Raw genomic sequence first — 15419 nt, 5'->3', positions numbered from 1 at the left:
CCGCATGCCCGCCTACACCTACGAAGCGCTCGATGCCGACGGCAAGTCCCGCAAGGGCATCGTCGAGGCCGAGAACGCCAAGGCCGCGCGCGGCCAGCTGCGCGGCCAGGGCCTGGTGCCGATGGGCGTGGCCCCGGTGGCCGCCGGCCAGGCCGCGCAACGTGGCGAGGGCGCCTCACGCGCACTGTTCCAGCGCAGGGTGTTCAACCGCACCGGCCTGGCGGTGTGGACGCGCCAGCTGGCCGGCCTGGTGGCGGCCGGCCTGCCGCTGGAGCGCGCCCTCACCGCCCTGTCCGACGAGGCCGAGCAGCCGGCGCAGCGCGAGCTGGTGGCGCATCTGCGCGCCGAGGTGAATGCCGGCTCGTCCTTCGCCCGTGCACTCGGCGGCTCGCCGCGGGAATTTGATGAGGTCTACCGCGCCGTGGTGGCCGCCGGCGAGCAGAGCGGCGCGTTGGGCGCCGTGCTCGAACGCCTGGCCGACGACCTGGAGGAGCGCCAGGCCCTGGGCGCCAAGCTGCTGGGCGCGGCGCTGTACCCGGCCATCGTGTCGGTGGTGGCGCTGGGCATCGTGATCATCCTGGTGACCTATGTGGTGCCGCAGGTGGCGGGCGTGTTGACCAGCACCAAGCAGGCCCTGCCCACGCTCACGGTGGCCATGCTGGCCATCAGCGCCTTCGTGCGCGGCTGGGGCTGGTTGATGGCGTTGGCTGCCGTGGCCGGCGGCGTGGCGCTGGCCCTGGCCCTGCGTGCCGAGGCCTTCCGCCTGCGCTTCGACGCCGCCTGGCTGCGCCTGCCGCTGCTGGGCCGGCTGGCACGCGGCTACAACGCAGCGCGCTTTGCCGGCACGCTGGCCATGCTGGCGAATGCCGGCGTGCCCATCCTGAAGGCCTTGCAGGCGGCGGCCGAGACCCTGGGCAACCGCGCGTTGCGCGCTGATGCGATGGATGCGCTGGCCCAGGTGCGCGAAGGCGCGCCGCTGGCCTCGGCGCTGGCCGCCAAGAAGCGCTTTCCGGGCCTGCTGGCCATGTTCGCCCGCCTGGGCGAGCAGACCGGCCAGCTGCCGCAGATGCTGGACCGCGCCGCGCGCCAACTGGCCGGCGAGGTGCAGCGCCGCGCCATGGCCCTGGCCACGCTGCTGGAGCCGCTGCTGATCGTGGCCATGGGCGGCATCGTGATGCTGATCGTGCTGGCCGTGATGCTGCCGATCATCCAGTTGAATACCTGGGTGAAGTAGTTGGCCCCCGGCCGCCGGGCGGCCGCCCCCCGAGGGGGCTACCGAAGCCGACCGGGTAACCCGGATCGGCTTCGGCCCTTCGACCTGCACCGCGTTCCCCTGGCCGCTTGGCGGCCTGTCCCCCTGGGGACGGGGCTGTGCTGTGCAGGGCGGCGCGGGTCTTGCTACGCTTGCGTTGAGTCAATTGCCGGGCTGAAGTCGGGTTGATGGGGCGATCGACCGGGCGGCGGTGCTGGCAAGGTGCAATCAACGTGTACGGAGGTGTGCATGGCCCGCAGCATGTCGTCGTCATCGACCGAGTTGATCGCGATCGCGTCGCAACCCGGCATCCCGATCGCCCAGATGCGCCCGGTGTACCGCTGTGCCGATGTGGAGAAGCGGCTGCACAAGCTGCCGCCCAAGGAGCACGAGAACCTGCGCAGCACCTACGAGCGCATGCTCGAGAAAGGGGCCGAGCGCTTCCAGGTCAAGCCCAGCGGCCTGCCGGCGATGCAGCACCTGTACGACGAGCTGCCCAACTTCCACGAGGTGCTCGACGACATCCGCCGCCAGCTGGCGCTGTGCCACGACAGCCGCGACGCGCTGGAGATCACGCCGATGCTGCTGCTGGGCCCGCCCGGCGTGGGCAAGACGCACTTCGCGCGCGAGGTGGCGCAGCTGCTGGGCACCGGCATGGGCTTCGTGTCGATGAGCTCGCTGACCGCCGGCTGGGTGCTCAGCGGCGCCAGCAGCCAGTGGAAGGGCGCACGCCCGGGCAAGGTGTTCGAGACCCTGGTGGACGGCCAGTACGCCAACCCGGTGATGGTGGTCGACGAGATCGACAAGGCCCGCGGCGAGCATGCCTACGACCCGATGGGCGCGCTGTACAGCCTGCTGGAGCACGACACCGCGGGCGCCTTCATCGACGAGTTCGCCGAGGTGCCGGTGGATGCCAGCCAGGTGATCTGGGTGGCCACGGCTAACGATGAGCGCGCCATCCCCGAGCCCATCCTCAACCGCGTCAACGTCTACCAGATCGAGATGCCGGGCCGCGAGGCGGCGCGGGCCATTGCGCTGCGCTTGTACCGCGGCATCCGCGGCGAGCACGACTGGGGTCGCCGCTTCGACCCCGACCCGGCCGACGAGGTGCTCGACAAGCTGGCCGAGCTGGCCCCGCGCGAGATGCGCCGCGCCTGGATGACGGCCTTCGGCAATGCCCGCCTGGCCGGGCGCGACGAGATCCTGGCCGCCGACCTGCCCCACGCCGGTGGCGGCAAGCGCGGCGCGCTGGGCTTCCTGAACTAGGCCAGGCCGTGTGAGGCCGCGCCGCGGCGCACCGTGTGGCGCCCGGCCTGCTTGCCGGCGTACATGGCGGCATCGGCGCGCTTGAGCAGGTCGGCGGCCAGGTGGCCGTCGTGCGGCGCCAGCGCGAAGCCGATGGTCAGGCCCACCTTGCACGACTCGCCCACCACGTGGAAGGGCTCGCGGAAGGCATCGAGCAGCTTGCGGCCGATGGTCAGCGCCTCGACCTCGCCGCCCAGGCCCTGGGCCACGATGACGAACTCGTCGCCGCCCAGGCGGGCCACCACGTCGCTGTGGCGCACCTGGCGCTTCAGGCGCTGGCCCACCTGCACCAGCAGTTCGTCGCCGGCCTCGTGGCCGAGCCGGTCGTTCACCGGCTTGAAGCCGTCCAGGTCCAGCAGGAACACCGCCAGCGCATGCTCGCCGGCCCCGGCGCGGCAGTCGGCCAGCGCCGCCTCCAGCGCCTGGTTCAGGCCGCGGCGGTTGGGCAGGCCGGTCAGTGCGTCGCTGTAGGCCAGCGATTCCAGGGTGCGCTTCTCCACCTCGGTGCGCTCGGCATCGCGGCGCACCGCCTCGATGCGCAGCGACAGGATGCGCGTCCACAGCGCCATCTCGGCCACCGAGGCCAGCTGGAACAGGTGCTGCGTCCAGTAGTTGGCCGGCAGCACGCCGCGCAGCAGGCCGGCGATGCACAGCGCGCCCACCATGTAGGCGCTCCAGCCCATCAGCAGGAACAGCGCCACCCGGTCACCGGCGCGCGCGTGGTTGAACGCGGCCGGGATGGCGATCAGCATCGGCATCGGCCCCAGCACCGTGGCCGTGGCCTGGGTGGCGCGGTAGTCCAGCGCGCCGGCCAGCGAGGCCACCAGCCCCAGGGACGACAGCAGCGCCACGGCCATCAGGCCGCGGTGCGTCCAGGGGTTGCGCCCGGCGGTGCGCAGCGCGCCGGCCACGAACAGGCCGCCGCCGGCCAGGGCCAGCAGGATGGCCTGGGGCGCGATCTTGTCCAGCGGCCCCGACTGCTCGCTCCACAGGTGCTGCTGGCCGATGCCGAAGTAGGCGACGAAGAAGGTGGTCACCCCCACCAGCAGCAGGGCGTACTGCAGGAACAGCGCCTCGCGCAGGCTGACCCAGTGCGACAGGCTGTACAGCAGCAGCGCCGCCGCCACGCCGATCAGCAGGCCCTGCTGCAGCTGCGAGGCGTACTCGGCGTCCTGGAAGACGTCGGGCTTCTGCAGCGAGATCGGCAGCACCATCGAGCTGGTGGTCTGCACGCGCAGCAGCAGCTCGTAGCGCACGCCGGGCTCCAGCGTCAGGCCCAGGGCGTGCGGCCGTGCGCGCACCGGCCGCTCGGCAAAGGGCAGCGTGTTGCCCAGCTGACGCTCGAGCACCGGCCGGCCGTCGCGCAGCAGGGTCACGCGCAGATCGTTCAGCGGCGGGTAGTCGATGCTGAACATCCACTGCCCGTCGCCCTGCGTCACCTGCAGCGGCAGCAACAGCCACACCGTGTCGCGGCGCACGCCCAGGTTGCCCTCGGGGCCACCGGGCGGGCGGAACTCGTGGCGGCGCGCCAGCACCTCGTCGCGGCCCAGGCGGTGGCCGGGGTCGGACAGCACGCGCACCGCGCGCCAGGCCAGCACATCGGGCTGGCGATCGTCGAGTTGCAGCGTCCACGCGCTGTCGCGCACCGGCAGGGCGTCGCCATCGGCCGCCCGCACCGGCGTGGGCACGTGGATCAGCAGCAGGGCCAACAACACCAGCGCCCAGCCGCGCCGAAGCAGGCGCCAGGCCAGTGCGCCGCCACCCGCAGGACGGGCCGGCGGCCGGCGGCAGGCGACGGCGACATGCGGCGAAGACGGGAACATGCGTGGGCAGCCCGTGACAGCCTGGGCGGGCGAAGTGGAGGGATCCCGTGGACTATCGGCCGCCACGCGCCGGACTTGAGCCCCTTCGCTGCTTCACTGTTCCGCGCCTGCGCCCCTGCATTCGCGGGGAGCGCCACCCCCAACCGGCGCCCACAGGCGGCCGTGTCACGCCGCCTTCATGGGGCCGCCCTACCGTGCCGGACAGCCGGGTGCGCACCGCGCCCGCCATCGACACCCCTGCACGGAACCCCCCATGACCCCGAACCCGCTGACCCTGGTGCTGGCTGCTGCCACCGCCGCCGCCCTGGCCCTGCCGGCCCAGGCCGCACTGAACACCGGCGACATCGCCTTCACGGCGTTCAATGCCGACGAGGACGGCCTGTCCTTCGTGACGCTGGCCGACATCGACGCCAACACCACCGTCTACTTCAGCGACAACGAGTGGACCGGCAGCGCGTTCAACACCGGCGAGAGCTACACGCGCTGGACCTCGGGCAGCGCCACCGTGGCCGCCGGCACCGTGGTGCGCCTGTCGGCCTTCGACAAGACCACGCTGAGCGCCTCGGTGGGCACGCTGTCGCGCGTGACGGTGAGCGGCAGCAGCAACTGGGGCATCGCCTCCAGCAACGAAACCGTCTATGCCTACCTGGGCAGCAGCGCCACGGCCCCCACCACCTTCCTGGCGGCCATCACCAACGGCAGCTTCGCGGTCGATGGCGGCCTGACCAACACCGGCCTGACCGAAGGCAGCAGCAACGCCATCCGCCTGAATGCGCTGGCCACCACGGCCACGCCCGACTACGCCGAGTACACCGGCCCGCGCAGCGGCCTGGCGAGCTTTGCCGCCTACAAGACCACGTTGGCCGACCTGAGCCACTGGACCGTGGACACCAGCAACGGCACCTACAGCGCCACGGTGCCCAACACCACCGCCTTCACGGTCAGCAGCGTGCCCGAGCCCGAGAGCTACGCGCTGATGCTGGCCGGCCTGGCGGGCCTGGGCTTTCTGACGCGCCGCCGTCGCGGCTGAATCGAGGGCAAACCGCTCTACTCTAGCCTGACCAAACGGTCAATTTCGGGCTTGCACGCCCCGAGTTCACGGGGCCTGCGTGGCGCAGCTTCTGCATGCCGGAGGCGACGATGCGGTGGACGGTTGACGGGTGCCCCACGAAGGCGCTCCGGCCGCCACCGCATCGACCTTTCACACACCACTGGAGTGCATTGCATGAAGAAGTCCCTGACCGTTGCCGCCCTGCTCGCCACAGCCATCCACGCCGGTGCGGCGGTGTCGATCACCGATTCCAGAACCGTCTACACGCAGGACTTCGACACGCTGGCCAGCAGCGGCACCACGGGCTCGGTGCTGCCTGCGGATTGGGTGTTCAGCGAGGCCGGCACCAACGCCAACACCACCTATGGCGTCGGCACCGGCAGCAGCAATACCGGCAACACCTACAGCTTCGGCGCCGCCGGAAGCACGGAGCGCGCACTCGGAGGTCTGCAATCGTCACCGCTGACGCCGAGTTTCGGCGCCTCGTTCCGCAATGACGCCACCCGCACCATCACCGCGGTGAACATCCAGTATGTCGGCGAGCAATGGCGACTGGGCACGGTCACGCGCACCGATGCACTCAACTTCGAGTACAGCCTCGATGCCACATCGCTGAGCACCGGAACCTGGACCGCGGTGACCAGCCTGAACTTCGTGGCGCCCAACCAGGGCCCGACCACGGGCGCGCTCAACGGCAACAGCAACGCCAACCAAGCGGCCCTGTCGGGCAGCTTCAACACCTCCTTGGCCAGCGGTGCCACGTTCTGGATCCGCTGGACCGATTTCAACGCCATCGGTGCCGATGACGGCCTGGCCATCGACAACTTCCAGCTGACGGTCACGCTGGCACCGGTGCCCGAGCCCGCGACCCAGGCCCTGCTGCTGGCCGGCCTGGGCGCCGTGGGTCTGCTGGCCCGCCGCCGCGGCACGCGCGCCTGAGTGCCAAGGCACGCCGCACCGCCCTTCACCTTCACCGAATTTCCATGACCACCCACGTCAAACTCCCCTCCCGCCCCCGGCGCCTGCTGGGCGTGCTGTCCGCCGCCCTTCCCCTGGCCTGCCTGCTGGCCGTGCCTGCACACGCCGGCGTGGTGATCAGCCAGGTCTATGGCGGCGGCGGCAACTCCGGCGCGCCCTACAACAGCGACTTCATCGAGCTCTTCAACAACGGCTCCGACGCGGTCAGTCTGGCCGGCTGGTCGGTGCAGTACGCGTCCAGCACCGGCACCTCGTGGCAGGTGACCACGCTGCCGGCCGTGACCCTGCAGCCCGGCCAGTACCTGCTGGTGAAGGAGGCCTTCGGCGCCAACACGGCTGCGGCGTCCCTGCCCACGCCGGATGCCACCGGCACCATCGCGATGTCGGGCTCCGCTGGCAAGGTTGCACTGGCCAGCAGCACCGCCGCGCTGAGCGGCGCAACACCGTCCGGCGCCACCGACCTGCTGGCCTACAGCGGCTTGGGCAACAGCACCGCCGCGCTGCGCGACCAGGGCGGCTGCGCCACCACCGTGACCAGCGCCGCCCCGGCCCCCCGCAACACCGCCAGCACGCTGGCCCCCTGCGCCAGTGCGCCCGCGCCGGCACCCGCCCCCGCGCCGGCGCCTTCGCGCAGCATTGCCGAGATCCAAGGCAGCGGCGCCACCAGCCCGTTCGCGAACCAGCCGGTGCAGACCACCGGCGTGGTCACGCGCGTCACCAACTACGGCTTCTTCATGCAATCGGCGCAGGGCGACGGCAACGACGCCACGTCCGACGGCATCCTGGTCTACATCGGCAGCGCGCCGGCAGCCGATGTCACCCCTGGCAAGCTGGTGCAGGTGAGCGGCACGGTCACCGAGTTCCCCGCCGCCGGCAGCACCGTCACCGAGATCACCGGCCCCACCGTCACGGTACAGAGCAGCGGCTTCACGGTCACGCCCGTGCCGATCACGCTGCCGGCGACCGGCGGCCTCGAACGCTACGAGGGCATGGTGGTGTCGCTGTCGGGCCCGCTGACCATCAACCAGAACTACTTCCAGGCCCGCTACGGCCAGCTCACGCTGTCGGCCGGTGGCCGGCTCGAGACGCCGACCAACCGCTACCGTCCGGGCTCGGCGGAAGCCACGGCGCTGGCGTCCAGCAATGCCGCTCGCCGCATCGTGCTGGAGGACGGCTCGTCGCTGCAGAACACCAACCCCACGGCCTTCATCGGCGCCAACGGCGTGCCGCGCGGTGGCGACACGATCAACGGCCCGATCGTCGGCGTGCTCGACTGGGGCCCGTCCACCAGCGACGCCAACGGCGCCGGTGACTGGCGCATCATCCCGCTGGTCAACAGCAGCGTGGCCATCAGCGCCACGCACCCGCGCCCCACCACGGTGCCCGGCGTCGGCGGCAACGTGAAGCTGGCCAGCTTCAACGTGCTGAACTACTTCACCACCTTCACCAACGGCGCCACGGCCGACGGTCAGAGTGGACAGAGCTGCGACGGCAGCACGACGGCTGGCAACGGCTGCCGCGGTGCCAACAACCTGGCCGAGTTCCAGCGCCAGCAGACCAAGATCGTGTCGGCCATCAGCGCCGTCAATGCCGACGCACTGGGCCTGATGGAGATCCAGAACAACACCCTGGCCGCACAGAACCTGGTGGCGGCGCTGAACGCCACGATGGGTGCCGGCACCTACGCCGTGGCACCGGGGGCCGCCAGCGGCGTGGTGGGCACCGACGCGATCAAGACCACCATCATCTACAAGCCGGCCAAGCTGATGCCGGCCGGCAACTCGGTGGCCGACACCGACCCGGTGAACAACCGCCCGACGCTGGCGCAGACCTTCGCGCTGGCCAACGGCGAGCGCTTCTCGCTGGTGGTGAACCACCTGAAGAGCAAGGGCAGCTGCCCCAGCAGCAGCAGCAGCGCCGATGCCGACCAGGGCGACGGCCAGGGCTGCTGGACGGCCACGCGCACGGCGCAGGCCACCCGCCTGCGCAGCTTCGTCGGCCAGCTGCAGGCCAGCACGGGCGCCTACGACGTGGTGCTGGTGGGCGACTTCAACGCCTACGGCATGGAAACCCCGATCACCACGCTGACCGACAGCGGCTTCGTCGACCAGATCGGCCGCTTCAACAGCCTCGGCTACTCGTACGTGTTCGATGGTGCGGCCGGCCGCCTCGACCATGCCATCGCCAGCGGCACGATGTCGCCCAAGGTGAACATGGCCACGCACTGGCACATCAACGCCGACGAGTCGCTGGCGCACGACTACAACCTGGAGTTCAAGCAGCCGGCCTGCGCGGCCTGTGCGCCCGATCCCTACACGGCCAGCCCCTACCGCTCGTCGGACCACGACCCGGTGGTGATGGGCCTGAACCTGTACAACAGCTACCTGATCGCCTCGGGCACCACGTTCAGCGGCACCGCCGGCGACGACTTCATCGCCGTGCCGGCCGGCCGCCGCACGCTGGCCGGTGGCACGGGCCGTGACCAGTTCGCCTTCGCTGGCGACTTCAGCGGTGGCGTCACGATCACCGACTTCACCCCCGGCCAGGACCAGCTGAACTTCCGCTCGGTGCTGCAGGCGCTGCGCGTCAGCGTGCCCGATCCGTGGGCCGCCGGCTACCTGGGTTGCCTGAAGTCGGGCACCAGCGACGCGGTGATCACGGTCGACCCCGATGGTGCCGCCGGCGCCGCCGTGGCGCGCGGCATGGTGCTGCTGAAGAACGTGTCGTGCAGCGCCATCGGCGCCGCCAGCTTCATCCAATGATTGTCGGGACCGTCCCCATGAACCTCCACCTCCCCCTGCGCGCGGCCGCCGTGGCCGCCACCCTGGCCGTGGCCAACCTGAGCGCTTCGGCCGCCGACTTCACCTTCACCGGCAGCACTGACCCAGTTCCCAAAGAATCGCCGCTGAAAGGCACTGGTTTCAGCGGCACCTTCTCATTCGCTGGTTCTGCCACCCAGGCGGGCGACCGGTTGTCGCTCACCGAGTTCACGCTGAACTTCGCGGGCTACACCTGGACGCTGGCCGATCTGGCACCGAACGCCTTCGCCATCTACAGCCAGGGGCAAGCCATGGGTCTGGAGCTCTCGGCTGCCCCGGTTGCAAGTGGTGCACCAGCCATCTCTTTCATGGCCGAATCGTTTACGCCGATCGAGACCACCTTCACCGGCTTCAGCTACTACCTGGCGAACGCCAGCGGTGGACCGCTGCTGGGCTTCGGCACTTACACGCTCACCGACGTGACCCCGGCCGTCCCCGAGCCCGGCACCTACGCCATGCTGTTGGCCGGCCTGGGCGCGGTCGGCTTCATGGCCCGCCGCCGTCGCGGCTGAGCGCCGCCTGCGGCCTGCCCGGCACCTCAGTCCACGCGGTGCCGGCGCAGACCGTCCAGGTCCAGCACACGCACGCCGCCGTACTCCACGCGGATCAGGCGCGCGTCCTGCAGGGCATTGAGGGCCTGGTTCACGCGCTGGCGTGACAGGCCGATCAGGTAGGCCAGCTCCTGCTGCGTGATGCGCAGCACCTGGCCCACGCCCGGGTACAGCACCGGGTGGAACAGCGAGGCCAGGCTGCGCGCCACGCGCACGTCGGGCTGGTTGTCGCGGTCGATCTCGCGCGCCGCGATGAACTGGCCCAGCCGCTCGTTCAGCTGATTCATCACGAAGCGGTTGAACGGGATGCTGCGGTCCAGCAGGCGCTTGAACACCTCGCTGGGCAGGCCGGCCACGCGGCTGGCCCGCAGCGCCTCGATGTTGTAGCGGTACACCTCGCCCTTGAGCAGCGTGCCCTCGCCAAACCAGGCGCCCGGCGGCACGCCGGTGTAGGTGATCTGGCCGCCCTCGCGGGTGTCGTTGCTCATCTTCAGCAGGCCATCGATCACGCCGAACCAGTAGTTCGACGGTGCGCCGGTGCGGCAGATGCGCTCGCCCGGCAAGGCCTCGCCCACCGACAGGTGCGCCAGCGCCTCGCGCCGGTCGGCCTCGTCCAGCTGCCAGAGCCAGGGCACGCCCTGCAGCTCGTCGCTGGTGGGCGCGCGGGCGCGTTCGCGAAGCCGCGGGTTGCCTGACATCAAGGCCTCGGGTATGTCCGCTCGGGACTGACCCGCAAATTGTCGTCGTACCGACAACTTGGCGTCAAACATGTTCTTACGATGCGCCAGCTGCTGCCGGATCCCCGGCTGCGGCAGACCCCTGCAGGAGTGCTTGCGGTGCAAACCACCTTTCCCCGGCTGATGCTCGAACACGCCAAGCTGCGCCCGAACGCGGCGGCGCTGCGCGAGAAGGACCTCGGCATCTGGCAAACCACCACCTGGCGCCAGCTGGCCGACGAGGTGCGGCTGCTGGCCTGCGGCATGGCCGAGGCCGGCCTGCAGCGCGGCCAGCACCTGGTGGTCATCGGCGACAACCGGCCGCGTCTCTATGCCAGCATGCTGGCGGCGCAGAGCCTGGGCGCCATCCCGGTGCCGCTGTACCAGGACGCGGTGGCTACCGAGATGGTCTACCCGATCAACAACGCCGAGGTGGCGTTCGCCGTGGTGGAGGACCAGGAGCAGGTGGACAAGCTGCTCGAGATCCGCGCCCAGTGCCCGCAGCTGGCGCACATCTGGTTCGACGACCCGCGCGGCCTGCGCAAGTACGACGAGCCGGGCCTGCAGTCGCTGGACGGGCTGATCGAGGCCGGCCGCGGCCGCCAGCAGCGCGACCCCAAGTTCTTCGACGCCCAGGTGGCCACCGGCGAGGCGCACGACGTGGCGGCCATGTTCTTCACCTCGGGCACCACGGGCAACCCGAAGGGTGTGGTGCACACGCACTTCTCGCTGCTCGATCGCGCCAAGGCCGGCGCCGACTTCGACAAGCTCACCGAGAGCGAGGAAGTGCTGGCCTACATGCCGCTGGCCTGGATCGGCCAGAACATCTTCAGCTACGCGCAGTGGCTGAGCTGCGGCTACGTGGTGAACTGCCCCGAGTCGGCGGCCACGGTGACCATCGACCTGAAGGAGATCGGCCCCACCTACTACTTCGCGCCGCCGCGCATCTTCGAAGGCCTGCTCACCAGCGTGATGATCCGCATGGAGGACGCCGGCGCCTTCAAGAAGTGGCTGTTCCAGCACTTCATGGCGGTGGCCAAGCGCGTGGGCCCCGACCGCATGGACGGCAAGCCGGTGGCCCTGATGGACCGCCTGGCCTGGTGGCTGGGCGACAAGACCATCTTCGGCCCGCTGCGCAACACGCTGGGCTTCAGCCGCGTGCGCGTGGCCTACACCGCGGGCGAGGCCATCGGGCCCGACCTGTTCACCTTCTACCGCTCGATCGGCATCAACCTCAAGCAGCTGTACGGCAGCACCGAGACCGCGGTGTTCGTGTGCCTGCAGCCCGACCACGAGGCCAAGGCCGACACCGTGGGCGTGCCGGCCGCGGGTGTGGAGATCCAGGTGGCCGACAGCGGCGAGATCCTGGTGCGCAGCCCGGGCCTGCTCAAGGGCTACTACAAGAACGACGCGGCCACCGCCGAGGTGCTCACCGACACCGGCTGGTACCGCACCGGCGACGCCGGCTTCCTGGATGCCGACGGCCACCTGAAGATCATCGACCGTGCCAAGGACGTGGGCCGCACCGCGGCGGGCGACATGTTCGCGCCCAAGTACGTGGAGAACAAGCTCAAGTTCTTCCCGTTCATCAAGGAGGCGGTGGCCTTCGGCGACAAGCGCGACAAGGTCTGCGCCTTCATCAACATCGACGTCGAGGCCGTGGGCAACTGGGCCGAGAAGCGCAACCTGCCCTACGCCGGCTACACCGATCTGGCGGCCAAGCCCGAGGTGTACGAGCTGATCCGCGACTGCGTGGAGAAGGTCAACGCCGACCTGGCGCGCGACGCGCTGCTGGCCGGCAGCCAGATCAGCCGCTTCCTGGTGCTGCACAAGGAGCTGGATGCCGACGATGGCGAGATGACCCGCACCCGCAAGGTCAAGCGCGGCTTCATCAGCGATCGCTACCAGGTGCTGGTGGACGCGCTGTATGCCGGCAAGAGCGAGCAGTTCATCGAGACGGCCGTGAAGTTCGAGGACGGCCGCACCGGCAGCGTCTCGGCCACGCTGAAGCTGATGGACGTGAAGACCTTTCCCGCGATGACCCAGAAGGCGGCCTGAGATGGCATCGGACGACAAGACCATCGGCGACGTCATCCTCGACGTCCAGAACATCAGCCTGCGCTTCGGCGGCGTGAAGGCGCTGACCGACATCAGCTTCAATGTGCGCGAGCACGAGATCCGCGCCATCATCGGCCCCAACGGCGCGGGCAAGAGCTCGATGCTGAACTGCATCAACGGCGTCTACACGCCGCAGGAGGGGCAGATCACCTTCCGCGGCCAGCGCTTCGCGCACATGAACAGCCGCCAGGTGGCCGAGATGGGCGTGGCCCGCACCTTCCAGAACCTGGCGCTGTTCAAGGGCATGAACGTCATCGACAACATCATGTCCGGCCGCAACCTGAAGATGAAGACCAACATCTTCCAGCAGGCCCTGCGCCTGGGTGCGGCCCAGCGCGAGGAGATGGAACACCGCGCCTTCGTCGAGCGCATCATCGACTTCCTCGAGATCCAGGCCCACCGCAAGACGCCCGTGGGCCGCCTGCCCTACGGCCTGCAAAAGCGCGTGGACCTGGGCCGCGCACTGGCCATGGAGCCGCAGGTGCTGCTGCTCGACGAGCCGATGGCCGGCATGAACGTGGAGGAGAAACAGGACATGTGCCGCTTCATCCTCGACGTCAACGACGAGTTCGGCACCACCATCGTGCTGATCGAGCACGACATGGGCGTGGTGATGGACATCTCCGACCGCGTGGTGGTGCTCGACTACGGCAAGAAGATCGGCGACGGCACCCCCGACGAGGTGCGCAACAACGAGGACGTGATCCGCGCGTACCTCGGCACCAGCCACTGAACGCGGCCGCCACCGGAGAGACGACGATGCAATTCTTCCTGGAAGCCACGATCGGCGGCCTGATGACCGGCATGCTCTACGCCCTGGTGGCGCTGGGCTTCGTGCTGATTTTCAAGGCCTCGGGCGTGTTCAATTTCGCGCAGGGCGCGATGGTGCTGTTCGCGGCGCTGGCCATGGCGCGCTTCGCCGAATGGCTGCCCGGCCTGCTGCACATCGACAACAAGCTGGTCATCAACGTGGTGGCCTTCACCGGCGCCATGGTGGTGATGGTGGGCGTGAGCTGGCTGATCGAGCGCCTGGTGCTCGGCCGCCTGGTCAACCAGGAGGGCATCACGCTGCTGATGGCCACGCTGGGCATCACCTACTTCCTCGACGGCTTCGGCCAGACGGTGTTCGGCTCCGACATCTACAAGATCGATGTCGGCATGCCCAAGGACCCGCTGTTCCTGCTGGAAAGCGTGTTCCAGGGCGGCATCCTGGTGAACCAGGAAGACCTGGTGGCCGCCCTCGTGGCCGCCGCGCTGGTGGCGGTGCTGGCCGCGTTCTTCCAGTACACCGGCACCGGCCGTGCGCTGCGCGCGGTGGCCGACGACCACCAGGCCGCGCAGTCCATCGGCATCCCGCTCAACCGCATCTGGGTCATCGTCTGGAGCGTGGCCGGCTTCGTGGCCCTGGTGGCCGGCATCATCTGGGGCAGCAAGCTGGGCGTGCAGTTCTCGCTCTCGCTGGTGGCGCTGAAGGCCCTGCCGGTGGTGATCCTGGGCGGCCTGACCTCGGTGCCAGGCGCCATCCTGGGCGGCCTGATCATCGGCGTGGGCGAGAAGCTGTCCGAGGTGTTCATCGGCCCCATGCTGGGCGGTGGCATCGAGATCTGGTTCGCCTACGTGCTGGCGCTGGTGTTCCTGCTGGTGCGTCCGCAAGGACTCTTCGGCGAGAAGATCATCGACCGCGTCTGAACGCCGAGCCCCCACAAGGAGAACTCCATGCTCTACCGTGAGAACGGCCAGTTCAAGACGAGCTACGCCGCCGACCAGCAGATCTTCCCGATCGCGCAGGACCGCTACCTGATCCTGGCGCTGGTGCTGGCGGCATTCGTGGTCGTGCCGGGCCTGGCCAGCGAGTACCTGTTCCGCGCCGTGCTGATCCCGTTCCTGATCCTGTCGCTGGCCGCCCTGGGCCTGAACGTGCTGGTGGGTTACTGCGGCCAGATCTCGCTGGGCACCGGCGGCTTCATGGCCGTGGGGGCCTACGCGGCCTACAACTTCCTGGTGCGTGTGGACGGCATGCCGGTCATCGCGGCCATCCTGCTGGGCGGCGCGTGCGCCATGGTGGTGGGCGTGCTGTTCGGCATCCCCTCGCTGCGGATCAAGGGCCTGTACCTCGCCGTGGCCACGCTGGCGGCGCAGTTCTTCACCGACTGGGCCTTCCTGCGCATCAAGTGGTTCACCAACGACTCGGCCTCGGGCTCGGTCAGCGTGGCCGGCCTGAACGTGCTGGGCTGGACCATCGACACCCCGGCCGAGAAGTACCTGTTCTGCCTGGCCTTCGTGGTGGTGTTCGCGCTGGTGGCCAAGAACCTGGTACGCAGCCACATCGGCCGCGAGTGGATGGCCATGCGCGACATGGACGTGGCCGCATCGGTGATCGGCATCCGCCCGGTGTACGCCAAGCTCACGGCGTTTGCGGTCAGCTCGTTCTTCGTCGGCGTGGCCGGCGCGCTGTGGGGCTTCGTGCACCTGGGCTCGTGGGAGCCGGCGGCCTTCTCGATCGACCGCTCGTTCCAGCTGCTGTTCATGGTCATCATCGGCGGCCTGGGCTCGATCATGGGCAGCTTCTTCGGCGCGGCCTTCATCGTGGTAATGCCCATCGTGCTGGACAACCTCACCGTCGCGCTGGGCTTCTCCACCGCGCTGGCCTCGCACCTCACCTTCATGGTGTTCGGCGCACTGATCGTGTTCTTCCTGATCGTCGAGCCGCATGGCCTGGCGCGCCTGTGGTCCATCGGCAAGGAAAAGCTGCGCCTGTGGCCCTTCCCTCACTGAAGTCGTTCCCCCCGCCCACCCCTGTTCACTG

Annotated in this window: 12 protein-coding genes; 10 read left to right on the top strand and 2 right to left on the bottom strand. The window is 69.6% G+C overall.

The window, feature by feature from the left end; genetic code table 11:
* The first annotated feature begins 4 nt into the window (after positions 1–4).
* A complete protein-coding gene (gene gspF / locus AACH10_RS24250) occupies positions 5–1234 on the top strand; it encodes a type II secretion system inner membrane protein GspF (RefSeq protein ID WP_341413128.1) in 1230 nt (409 codons plus the stop codon).
* A gap of 267 nt (positions 1235–1501) precedes the next feature.
* Positions 1502–2518: an AAA family ATPase gene (locus AACH10_RS24245; RefSeq protein WP_341413127.1), complete on the top strand. Its 1017-nt coding sequence runs from the start codon at positions 1502–1504 to the stop codon at positions 2516–2518.
* Here AACH10_RS24245 and AACH10_RS24240 read toward each other — a convergent pair.
* The gene (locus AACH10_RS24240) at positions 2515–4380 is read right to left on the bottom strand and encodes a diguanylate cyclase domain-containing protein (protein WP_341413126.1); all 1866 of its coding nucleotides are present in this window, start codon (positions 4378–4380) and stop codon (positions 2515–2517) included. The genes AACH10_RS24245 and AACH10_RS24240 overlap by 4 nt on opposite strands.
* A gap of 253 nt (positions 4381–4633) precedes the next feature.
* Here AACH10_RS24240 and AACH10_RS24235 point away from each other — a divergent pair, with 253 nt between their 5' ends.
* From AACH10_RS24235 to AACH10_RS24220, 4 genes are all read left to right on the top strand, one after another.
* Entirely contained in the window at positions 4634–5410 is a 777-nt protein-coding gene (locus AACH10_RS24235) for a PEP-CTERM sorting domain-containing protein (RefSeq protein WP_341413125.1), read from the top strand.
* A gap of 195 nt (positions 5411–5605) precedes the next feature.
* Complete coding sequence (locus AACH10_RS24230) at positions 5606–6370, top strand: PEP-CTERM sorting domain-containing protein (RefSeq protein WP_341413124.1); 765 nt, start codon at positions 5606–5608, stop codon at positions 6368–6370.
* Between the two features lie 44 nt (positions 6371–6414).
* On the top strand, positions 6415–9171 hold the full coding sequence (locus AACH10_RS24225; protein WP_341413123.1) for an ExeM/NucH family extracellular endonuclease: 2757 nt from the start codon (positions 6415–6417) through the stop codon (positions 9169–9171).
* A 17-nt stretch (positions 9172–9188) separates the two neighbouring features.
* The gene (locus AACH10_RS24220; protein ID WP_341413122.1) at positions 9189–9740 is read left to right on the top strand and encodes a PEP-CTERM sorting domain-containing protein; all 552 of its coding nucleotides are present in this window, start codon (positions 9189–9191) and stop codon (positions 9738–9740) included.
* Positions 9741–9766: 26 nt separating this feature from the next.
* Here AACH10_RS24220 and AACH10_RS24215 read toward each other — a convergent pair whose 3' ends face one another.
* Positions 9767–10477, bottom strand: coding sequence for a Crp/Fnr family transcriptional regulator (locus tag AACH10_RS24215; protein ID WP_341413121.1), 711 nt, complete (start codon positions 10475–10477; stop codon positions 9767–9769).
* A gap of 138 nt (positions 10478–10615) precedes the next feature.
* Here AACH10_RS24215 and AACH10_RS24210 point away from each other — a divergent pair, with 138 nt between their 5' ends.
* Genes AACH10_RS24210 through AACH10_RS24195 form a run of 4 tightly spaced genes read left to right on the top strand, consistent with a single transcriptional unit; the run spans position 10616 to position 15388 of the window.
* Positions 10616–12553 carry an AMP-dependent synthetase/ligase gene (locus AACH10_RS24210; protein ID WP_341413120.1) on the top strand — a complete coding sequence of 646 codons (1938 nt, stop codon included), beginning with the start codon at positions 10616–10618 and terminating at the stop codon, positions 12551–12553.
* Position 12554: 1 nt separating this feature from the next.
* Positions 12555–13346 (top strand): ABC transporter ATP-binding protein, encoded by a 792-nt coding sequence (locus tag AACH10_RS24205; RefSeq protein WP_341413119.1) that lies wholly within the window; start codon positions 12555–12557, stop codon positions 13344–13346.
* A 26-nt stretch (positions 13347–13372) separates the two neighbouring features.
* Positions 13373–14302, top strand: a complete 930-nt coding sequence (locus AACH10_RS24200) for a branched-chain amino acid ABC transporter permease (protein ID WP_341413118.1) — start codon at positions 13373–13375, stop codon at positions 14300–14302.
* A gap of 27 nt (positions 14303–14329) precedes the next feature.
* Positions 14330–15388, top strand: coding sequence for a branched-chain amino acid ABC transporter permease (locus tag AACH10_RS24195; protein WP_341413117.1), 1059 nt, complete (start codon positions 14330–14332; stop codon positions 15386–15388).
* Positions 15389–15419 lie beyond the last annotated feature (31 nt).

Source organism: Pseudaquabacterium inlustre (assembly GCF_038066595.1).
GTDB lineage: Bacteria > Pseudomonadota > Gammaproteobacteria > Burkholderiales > Burkholderiaceae_C > Pseudaquabacterium > Pseudaquabacterium inlustre.
The sequence above is the reverse complement of the archived record's forward strand: the minus strand, read 5'-3'. Positions and strand labels throughout refer to the sequence as shown.

Excerpts from the sequence above, each read along its gene's own strand:
- AACH10_RS24220 (WP_341413122.1), top strand. The coding sequence starts at position 9,189 with ATGAACCTCCACCTCCCCCTGCGCGCGGCCGCCGTGGCCGCCACCCTG.
- AACH10_RS24215 (WP_341413121.1), bottom strand. The coding sequence starts at position 10,477 with ATGTCAGGCAACCCGCGGCTTCGCGAACGCGCCCGCGCGCCCACCAGC.
- AACH10_RS24195 (WP_341413117.1), top strand. The coding sequence starts at position 14,330 with ATGCTCTACCGTGAGAACGGCCAGTTCAAGACGAGCTACGCCGCCGAC.
- AACH10_RS24200 (WP_341413118.1), top strand. The coding sequence starts at position 13,373 with ATGCAATTCTTCCTGGAAGCCACGATCGGCGGCCTGATGACCGGCATG.
- AACH10_RS24235 (WP_341413125.1), top strand. The coding sequence starts at position 4,634 with ATGACCCCGAACCCGCTGACCCTGGTGCTGGCTGCTGCCACCGCCGCC.
- gspF (WP_341413128.1), top strand. The coding sequence starts at position 5 with ATGCCCGCCTACACCTACGAAGCGCTCGATGCCGACGGCAAGTCCCGC.
- AACH10_RS24245 (WP_341413127.1), top strand. The coding sequence starts at position 1,502 with ATGGCCCGCAGCATGTCGTCGTCATCGACCGAGTTGATCGCGATCGCG.
- AACH10_RS24205 (WP_341413119.1), top strand. The coding sequence starts at position 12,555 with ATGGCATCGGACGACAAGACCATCGGCGACGTCATCCTCGACGTCCAG.
- AACH10_RS24225 (WP_341413123.1), top strand. The coding sequence starts at position 6,415 with ATGACCACCCACGTCAAACTCCCCTCCCGCCCCCGGCGCCTGCTGGGC.
- AACH10_RS24240 (WP_341413126.1), bottom strand. The coding sequence starts at position 4,380 with ATGTTCCCGTCTTCGCCGCATGTCGCCGTCGCCTGCCGCCGGCCGCCG.
- AACH10_RS24230 (WP_341413124.1), top strand. The coding sequence starts at position 5,606 with ATGAAGAAGTCCCTGACCGTTGCCGCCCTGCTCGCCACAGCCATCCAC.